Origin of the sequence: Bradyrhizobium sacchari, from assembly GCF_002068095.1 — a bacterium.
In the GTDB taxonomy this organism is placed as follows: domain Bacteria; phylum Pseudomonadota; class Alphaproteobacteria; order Rhizobiales; family Xanthobacteraceae; genus Bradyrhizobium; species Bradyrhizobium sacchari.
Genome location: NZ_LWIG01000015.1, coordinates 80,200 through 88,312, shown reverse-complemented (window position 1 = coordinate 88,312; position 8,113 = coordinate 80,200). Strand labels below are relative to the sequence as shown.

The 8,113-nt window shown below is 61.8% G+C and carries 6 protein-coding genes; 4 read left to right on the top strand and 2 right to left on the bottom strand.

The window, feature by feature from the left end:
- Positions 1 to 174: 174 nt before the first annotated feature.
- Both A5906_RS41570 and A5906_RS21890 read right to left on the bottom strand, forming a co-directional pair.
- Positions 175 to 354 carry a hypothetical protein gene (locus A5906_RS41570; RefSeq protein WP_130364843.1) on the bottom strand — a complete coding sequence of 60 codons (180 nt, stop codon included), beginning with the start codon at positions 352 to 354 and terminating at the stop codon, positions 175 to 177.
- 190 nt (positions 355 to 544) lie between these two features.
- On the bottom strand, positions 545 to 1,072 hold the full coding sequence (locus A5906_RS21890; protein ID WP_080137396.1) for a hypothetical protein: 528 nt from the start codon (positions 1,070 to 1,072) through the stop codon (positions 545 to 547).
- Positions 1,073 to 1,308: 236 nt separating this feature from the next.
- Here A5906_RS21890 and A5906_RS21885 point away from each other — a divergent pair, with 236 nt between their 5' ends.
- From A5906_RS21885 to A5906_RS41565, 4 genes are all read left to right on the top strand, one after another.
- Complete coding sequence (locus A5906_RS21885; RefSeq protein ID WP_080137401.1) at positions 1,309 to 2,574, top strand: NHLP bacteriocin system secretion protein; 1,266 nt, start codon at positions 1,309 to 1,311, stop codon at positions 2,572 to 2,574.
- Positions 2,567 to 4,732: an NHLP family bacteriocin export ABC transporter peptidase/permease/ATPase subunit gene (locus tag A5906_RS21880; RefSeq protein ID WP_080137395.1), complete on the top strand. Its 2,166-nt coding sequence runs from the start codon at positions 2,567 to 2,569 to the stop codon at positions 4,730 to 4,732. The genes A5906_RS21885 and A5906_RS21880 overlap by 8 nt, the downstream gene beginning before the upstream one ends.
- Before the next feature lie 395 nt (positions 4,733 to 5,127).
- Positions 5,128 to 7,617, top strand: a complete 2,490-nt coding sequence (locus tag A5906_RS21875) for an NHLP bacteriocin export ABC transporter permease/ATPase subunit (RefSeq protein WP_245326844.1) — start codon at positions 5,128 to 5,130, stop codon at positions 7,615 to 7,617.
- 268 nt (positions 7,618 to 7,885) lie between these two features.
- The gene (locus A5906_RS41565; protein WP_130364843.1) at positions 7,886 to 8,065 is read left to right on the top strand and encodes a hypothetical protein; all 180 of its coding nucleotides are present in this window, start codon (positions 7,886 to 7,888) and stop codon (positions 8,063 to 8,065) included.
- Positions 8,066 to 8,113: the final 48 nt, after the last annotated feature.

Here is an 8,113-nt window from a genome sequence, read left to right as displayed (position 1 = left end):
TTGATGGCGCCGCCGATGGCGCGGAAGGCGTCGCCGAGCCAGTTGCCGCCGACGACGGATTCAAGTTCCGCATCGTTCAGTTCGATGATTTCAGGTTTTGCATGTTCCAGGTTCAGCATGTTGGTCGCTCCTCGTCAGATGATGTGTTGATGAAAACGCTAAAACGTCTGGTCCTCAGCGATGGAAGATGCCACCAGGCAACCAGGGGTTCGGCCCGGCCGGTTGATGGGTCGTGATCTTTCCATCCACAATCCAGGGACCAATGCAGCCTCCATCGTTGATGAAGCCACCGCACACGGACTCCAATTCACGGTCGTCCAGCTCTTTGCAGTCGCGATTGCTGCGCTCAATCATTTCTGTCTCCCGCTTGCCAACGAGGGGCCATCCCCTCTCATCTGGTGGTCGCAGGAGTAGCGCGGGCAGCTTGCTCAGACTGTGATTCGAATCACAGGAACCACGGCGGGGACGGGCGGCGCGTTGGCGCGGCCGTCGGCTCGAATAGGCATCCGCTTCCGGAAGAGAACGCGGTCAACGCGCAGACGCCTCAAAGCCGGGAACGAATGGAACTCAAGATCCCGGTTGTCGCGTCGATAACCTGCACTGCTTGCTGGGACTTGGCCATGGCCAGAGCTGACCTCGCGCACTGATCGGGAAGTTGCGCGATCTTTCTGCGCTGGCTGGTCAGAATATTGGTCGACTGCTCTATGGCAAATTTCACCACATCGCGGGTTGGGTCATTGTCGCCAACGCTCGTCAATTCCTTCTCGATCGTAATCAGATATTCGAAACTGGACAGCTCCTGAGAAATCTCCGCAAGATTTTTGACCGTGGCCCTAACGCAATCTGCGTCCGCAGCGGATATGTCGGTCCGTTTGGAAGTTTGGACGAGGTCCGCCATCAAGCCTGCGAACATTGGCCTGAGGTCTTCGACTCGCTTCAGGTCTGCGGGACTGAGGATGCCGGCCAAGCACATCTTCGTCGCGAGCAGCAACCCCAGGCATTGCAACGCCAGTCGATTTGCAACCACACGAGCTGCCGCGGCAGGTGTCACGCTATCCGGTTGCGATATCATTGACGCGCTCAAAGGCTCCGCCGGCAGTCCCGTCTCATAACGGCGATAGCTTAGCGCCGCACAAGAGATCGCTCAATCGTATTTCCGCCAGCGCCCGCCTCAGACGCCAGGATTGGTCGCGACCCGTTGTAGGAAAATTCGCTCCTATGTATCATCGGAGCCTACTCCGGAAGTTCCAAGTTATCTTTTGACGAACAGAAAGTGGTTGTGCCGAAATCATTTGCGGAGACTTGAAGGTGACCGACGGTCCCGAACATATCTTTCGTGCAAGCGCGTTGCAGCGCGCGGCGTCTCCAGACGAACTCGACCATCTTGTCGCGATCACCAAGCCCGCCGACTGGATCCTGGCCGCCGTCGTCACGGTCGTACTGGTTGCGGCGCTGATCTGGGGGATCTACGGCCGGATTCCTTCCCGCGTGTCGGGACAGGGAATCCTGGTCGGCAGCGGACGCGTCGTCGATGCAGTCTCTGCCGCGGAAGGACGGCTCGCTTCGCTCAGCATTTCCGTCGGCGATCATGTCGAACGCGGGCAGTTGATTGCCCAGATCTCGCAGACCGACATCGAGCAGAAGTACGCAAATGCGCTGGAGACTTACAAGGAGCGTCAGCGCGAGCATGAAGACATGGCCGCTAACGTCAGGTCGGAGCTCGCGGCCAAGGCCTCCAATTTCGAAAAGCTCGAGGCCGCCTTCAACAAGGTCATCGAAGCGACCGGGCAGCGGGTTCAGTCGCTGGATATCGACGTGAAGAATCTCGAGCAGCTCATGGCCAAGGGGCTGACCACGCGGAAGACGCTGGATGATCGCCGTCTCGAGTTGACCGAGGCGCAGCAGCGCCGGATGGACTCACAAAACGAGATCCTCAAGCTGCACGCACAGAAATCCGATCTCCAAACCCAGCGGGAGCGTGAATTGCAGCAGGCCGAGTTCGCGGCCAACAATGCGCGACGCGAGATGCAGGCACTCGCCGGAACCCTGGGGCGCAATTCGCAGATTCTCAGTCCGATCGCGGGGCGCGTTCTTGAGATCAAGATATCGACCGGTTCGGTGCTCGCCGTCGGCACCCCGGTGGTTCTGATTGAAGACGAGGGCTCGAAGCTCGAGGCGGTGGTTTATATTCCCGCCGAGCAGGGCAAGAGCGTCAAGCCGGGCTCGCAGGTGCGCATCGCGCCCAGCACTGTCAAGCGCGAGGAGTTCGGCACGATGATCGGGACCGTCTCCAGCGTGTCGGAGTTTCCCGTCACCCCGCAGGGCATGACCGCAGTGCTCCATAACGACCAGCTGGTTAAAGTGTTCTCCCATGACGGCGCGCCCTATGCCGTTGCCGTATCCCTGGAGCGGGACGAGACAACGACGAGCGGCTATCGATGGGCCGTCGGCAAGGGACCAGAGGTTCATCTGACCAGCGGCACGCTCGTCCAGGCCGAAATTACCACCCGAAACCGGCGTCCGCTGGATCTCGTTGTTCCTCTCATCAGGAGGCTGACCGGGATCGATGGATAGTCCTGCCAAGCCTGCTCCGGGGGTCAAGAAGACACCCACCGTCTTGCAGATGGAAGCGGCGGAATGCGGCGCGGCCTGTCTGGCCATGGTGCTGGCGCATTATGGCCGGTGGGTGCCGCTCGAGCAGTTGCGCGTCGAATGCGGTGTATCGCGCGATGGCAGCAAGGCGAGCAACGTCGTCAGGGCGGCGCGCCGCTTCGGCCTGTCCGCCAAGGGCTTTCGGCAGGAGGTCACGACCCTGCGCGCGACGCCCACGCCCTGCATCATCCACTGGAACCTCAATCATTTCGTCGTTCTCGAGGGCCTCGATGGAAAGTTTGCCTACATCAACGACCCGGCCTTTGGGCGAAGGCGCATCGGTCTCGACGAGCTCGACAGGAGCTTCACCGGCGTCGTACTGGTTTTGGAGCCGACCGCCGGGTTCGTTGCGCAAGGAAGCAGGCCTGGCGGACTGCGCCTGCTGGTCCGTGAGCTGCGCGGATCGAAGGCCGCTGTCGGGCTGCTTCTCCTGCTCAGCTTCATCATGGTTCTTCCGGGGCTCGTGGCCGCGAGCTTTTCGAAGATCTTCATCGACGACATCCTGATCCAGCATTTGGATGGATGGCTGCGCCCCCTCCTGGTCGGCATGGCCGCCACCGTACTGATCCGAACTATTCTGGTGTTGCTCCAGCAATCCCTGCTGCTGCGGCTGCAGACGAAGCTGTCGGTGGTCATGATCAGCCGCTTCCTCTGGCGGGTGATGGCATTGCCGATCGAGTTTTTCACCCAGCGCCACGCCGGCGATATCGCGACGCGCGTTGCGGCCAACGAGCAGATTGCCCGACTGCTTGCAGGCGGCATTGCTGCGAATGCGCTCAACCTCACCTCCGTCGTGTTCTTTGCGTTTGCCATGGCGGTCTACGATCTGTGGCTTGCCGCGATCTGTATTGCCTTGTCGCTGCTCAACGTGCTGTTCTTGCGCCTGTCACACCGACGCCGGGAGGATCTCAGCCGCGGGCTCTCGCAAGAACGCGGAAAGTCGCTGGGGGCGGTGGTCAGCATCGTCAGGAGCATTGAGACGATCAAGGCAAGTGGCCTCGAGGACGAGGCGTTCAGGCAGTGGTCTGGCATTCAGGCCAAGCTTGTCAATGCAGAGCGCGACCTCGCCTCGTCGTCGATCATGCTCGACATGATCCCGACGCTGATCTCCGGATTGACCATGATGGCGATCCTCAGCTTTGGAGGCTTGCGGGTAATCGAAGGCTCGCTGACGCTCGGCAGCCTCGTGGCGTTCCAGGCGCTGATGGCAAGCTTCTCGGAGCCCGTTTCGGCGCTCGTCAATCAGGCCAGCGGCTTTCAATTAATCCGGGGCGCGCTCGACCGCCTCGAAGACGTCTACAACTATCCGCTCGGCGACAAGCCGAAGGCTGGCGGATCCGAAAAGCGTTTCCCCGCCAAGCTCGCCGGACGCGTCGAACTGAGGAATGTACAATTCGGCTATTCGCTGCTCGAGCCTCCGCTGATCTCCGACCTTTCGATTGCCATCAGCCCGGGATCGCGGGTGGCGATTGTCGGCGCGTCCGGAAGTGGCAAATCGACGCTTGGCCGCCTGATTTGCGGCCTCAACAGGCCGTGGTCCGGGGAGATCCTGATCGACGGAGCCCCGCTTGGGGACGTGCCGCCCGAAATCCTCGCCAACTCCGTAGCCTATGTGGACCAGGATATCTTCCTGTTCGAGGGCACGGTGCGAGACAATCTCACGCTCTGGGACCGGACGACGCCGGATGTCGATCTGACCAGGGCGCTGCAAGACGGGCAGATCCAGGGTGAGATCGCCATCAGGGCCGGCAATTACGATACTTACGTCAGCGAGGGTGGAACGAATTTCAGCGGCGGGCAGCGTCAGCGCATCGAGATCGCGCGCGCTCTCGTCGGCCGCCCTTCCGTCATCGTTCTCGATGAGGCCACGGCAGCGCTCGATCCGGTCACGGAGAAGACGATCGACGATAATCTGCGCCGATCCGGCTGCACCTGTATCATCATCGCGCATCGTCTGAGCACGATCAGGGATTGCGACGAGATCATCGTGTTGCGGCAAGGCAAGATTGTCGAGCGAGGGACGCACGAGAGCCTCCTCGCCCTCGACGGCGAATACGCAAGGCTGGTGTCCCAGGAATGACCCGTTCGGCTGAAAGCATTGTGTCGGGCGCGAGCCTCGTCTCGGCGGAGCTTCCGGTCGACATGGTGCTCGATGGTCGGAGGCCCGTCCTGCTCGATCACCACGGCCATGTGCTGGAGGTTGTCGCCGGTCATCTCGACATCTTCGCTGTCGACGTCGACGATGGCGAATACGGAAGCAGACACCATCTGTTTCGAATCGAAAGCGGCGACGTTGTCCCCGATCTCCCGGCGCTCGCGGCGTCTGCAGGACGCGGCGTCAGCTTCATCGCAGTCGGCACCGACGGCACGCGCGCGTCAGCGCGATCCAGGTCGGATCTGAGGTCGGCAGCTCAAGCCACGCGCTGGATCGAACGGTTGGCGCGCTTCGTCGCAGGACCTGCGCCGCACTGGCAGATGGCCGAGTTGCCGGAGGGCGAAGCCCGATTTTCCCCGAACGAATGCGCCCGGGGACCCATGCGCGGGCTGCTCTGGCTGACGGTGGAGCGCGGCGACCTCAGACTGATGGGCGTCGCCCCTTCTTATGCGGCCGGAAGCCGGCCGCTGCCGCTCACCTCGGGCTTGTGGGTCGAGGCGGGTCCGGAAGGCTGCGGCGTGACCGCAACCAGCGTTGCGCCGGCGTCGGTCTGGCCGGCAATCGATCAGCTCCACCAGAGCTTCGTCGCCTGCGTCCAGCGCATTTTGGAGGATGAGAGGCTCGCCGAGAGCGAGCGTCTGGTGAGCCGGAATGCTCTCGCGGCGTCGCAGTCCATGGAAGCCTTCGACCGCCTGTCCGGCATCATCGGGCGGCGCTTTGATCATGACGCGGTCGATGCATCGTATTCCGACCGGCTGGCCGGCGCCTGCCAGCTTGTCGGAAGCGCGATGCGCACGCCTATTGCGGTCTCCGGTCGGATCGACGGCAGCCGGCAGGAATTCGCTGGCCTGACGCAAATCGCGCTCGATGCCCGTCTTCGGCTGCGGCAGGTTCTGCTGCGATCGCGCTGGTGGCGAACCGATGCCGGCCCACTGGTCGGCTGGTTCGGCGAGAAGCGCGACCCGGTCGCCCTGGTCTACGAGCCGCGCCGCGGCTACATCATGATCGATCCGCTGACGAAAGCGCGTCGGCCGGTCGATCGCGCCGTGGCGACGCAGATCGCTCCGGAGGCGGCGATGTTCTATCCGCCGCTGCCGTCGCGCTCCCTGAGGTTTAGGGATCTTCTTGAATTTGCCCTACGCTATGCGCGTGGCAGCGGTCTGCGCATCGCATTGGCGGTCGTTGTGATCGGGCTTCTGTCGCTGGTGACTCCCTTTGTCACCAACCTGCTGATCAGCTCGATCATCCCGAGATCGGAGCTCGACCAGCTCGTCTTCTGCGCTCTCGCGCTTGGCCTGACGGCACTGGCGGCAGCCAGCGTCCAAGTAATGCAGGGGCTTGTCATGCTCCGCATGGAAGCGACGATCGACTTGCGATTGCAGTCGGCGTTGATCGATCGCCTGCTCAGATTGCCCACCGCGATCTTCCGGGAATTCACGGCGGGTGAGCTGGTCGACCGCGCGATGGGCATCGACGCCGCGCGGCGTGCCCTAACCGGCCACGCGTTGCGCGGCATGATCGCAGGCCTGTTCTGTATCTTCAGCCTCGGCTTGATGGTCTACTACAGCCCGAAGCTGGCCTTGCTCGCGATTGGGCTGACATTCGTCAGGGCGGCCGCCATCATTTTCACTAACCTGCTCCGGCTCTATTACGAGAACAAGCACTTCAATCAGCAGGGCAAGGTCAGCGGATTCGTCCTCCAGTTGCTGATGGGTGTCGGCAAGTTGCGCGTGTCGGGAGCGACCGGGCGCGCGCTCGGAATTTGGTCGAAGCAGTTCGCGACCCAAAAGCAGTATTTTGTCTCCTCGCAAGTTGCTGGCAACGGCCTCGGCGCATTCGAGACGGCCTTTCCAACCCTCGCGACACTGATCATTTTTGCCTACGCATCCTATTCGAACAGCAACCTGCTCACGGATCTCGGCACATTCTTCGCGTTCTTTTCCGCCTTCGGGCAATCGATGGGGGCCGTCGGCTCCTGGGCGAGCGGTGTGAGTGAGGCGCTGATCGCAATACCGCCGCTGCTCCGGTTGCGGCCTCTGATCGCGAGCCCGACGGAGATTTCAGACGAGCGCAAGGCGCCGGGAGAACTGTCCGGCTCGATCGAGCTTGCGCGCGTGTCATTCCGGTATCTGTCGAACGGCCCTCTGGTGCTCGACAACGTCACATTGAAGATCGCGCCGGGCGAATACGTCGCGCTCGTCGGTCCATCCGGAAGCGGCAAATCATCCCTGTTCCGGCTGCTGCTGGGGTTCGAGCGGCCGGATTCGGGCGCGGTGTTCTACGACGGAAAATCGATCGAGACGCTGGATGCGAGCGCCTTGCGGCGCCAGCTTGGTGTCGTCTTGCAGAGCGCCAGGCTGGCTAACGGGAGCATCTACGAGAATATCTCTGGCGGACTTCGGCTGCCGCTCGATCAGGTCTGGGAAGCCGCCCGGCTCGCCGGCATTGAAGAGGACATCAAGGCCATGCCGATGGGCATGCTGACCCAGATATCCGAAGGCGTCAGTACGCTTTCAGGAGGACAACGTCAGCGCATCATGATCGCGCGCGCCATCGCGCGACGCCCGCGCGTCCTGCTGTTCGACGAGGCGACGAGCTCGCTCGACAATCGATCCCAAGCCATCGTTAGCGATGCCTTGGAAAATTTGAATGTTACTCGGATCGTCATCGCTCACCGGCTGAGCACCGTGAAGAGGGCGGATCGGATCATCGTGCTGGTCGACGGCAAGATCGTCGAAAGCGGCGCGTTCGAGGAGTTGACCGCCGCCGCCGGTGCTTTTTCGGCGTTTGCACAACGGCAGTTGCTTTAATCGCGGTACCCCCGATCCATTCGCGCCGAGAAACAGCTCAAGCCCGGTTAGGCGTCAGAGGCTAGCCCAAATCGTGCGTTCCGCACCCCCGGTCATATCTACAGGCTCTGGAACCGCAGTGCAGTTGCGAAACCGGTTCTCATTTCGCGGAAGAAAAGCAGCCGCTTGCCTCTGTGATGGGTATCACAGCCTAAACAAACCGCCCGCGCTACTCCTGCGACCACCAGATGAGAGGGGATGGCCCCTCGTTGGCAAGCGGGAGACAGAAATGATTGAGCGCAGCAATCGCGACTGCAAAGAGCTGGACGACCGTGAATTGGAGTCCGTGTGCGGTGGCTTCATCAACGATGGAGGCTGCATTGGTCCCTGGATTGTGGATGGAAAGATCACGACCCATCAACCGGCCGGGCCGAACCCCTGGTTGCCTGGTGGCATCTTCCATCGCTGAGGACCAGACGTTTTAGCGTTTTCATCAACACATCATCTGACGAGGAGC

Excerpts from the sequence above, each read along its gene's own strand:
- A5906_RS41570 (WP_130364843.1), bottom strand. The coding sequence starts at position 354 with ATGATTGAGCGCAGCAATCGCGACTGCAAAGAGCTGGACGACCGTGAA.
- A5906_RS41565 (WP_130364843.1), top strand. The coding sequence starts at position 7,886 with ATGATTGAGCGCAGCAATCGCGACTGCAAAGAGCTGGACGACCGTGAA.
- A5906_RS21875 (WP_245326844.1), top strand. The coding sequence starts at position 5,128 with ATGGCCGAGTTGCCGGAGGGCGAAGCCCGATTTTCCCCGAACGAATGC.
- A5906_RS21890 (WP_080137396.1), bottom strand. The coding sequence starts at position 1,072 with ATGATATCGCAACCGGATAGCGTGACACCTGCCGCGGCAGCTCGTGTG.
- A5906_RS21880 (WP_080137395.1), top strand. The coding sequence starts at position 2,567 with ATGGATAGTCCTGCCAAGCCTGCTCCGGGGGTCAAGAAGACACCCACC.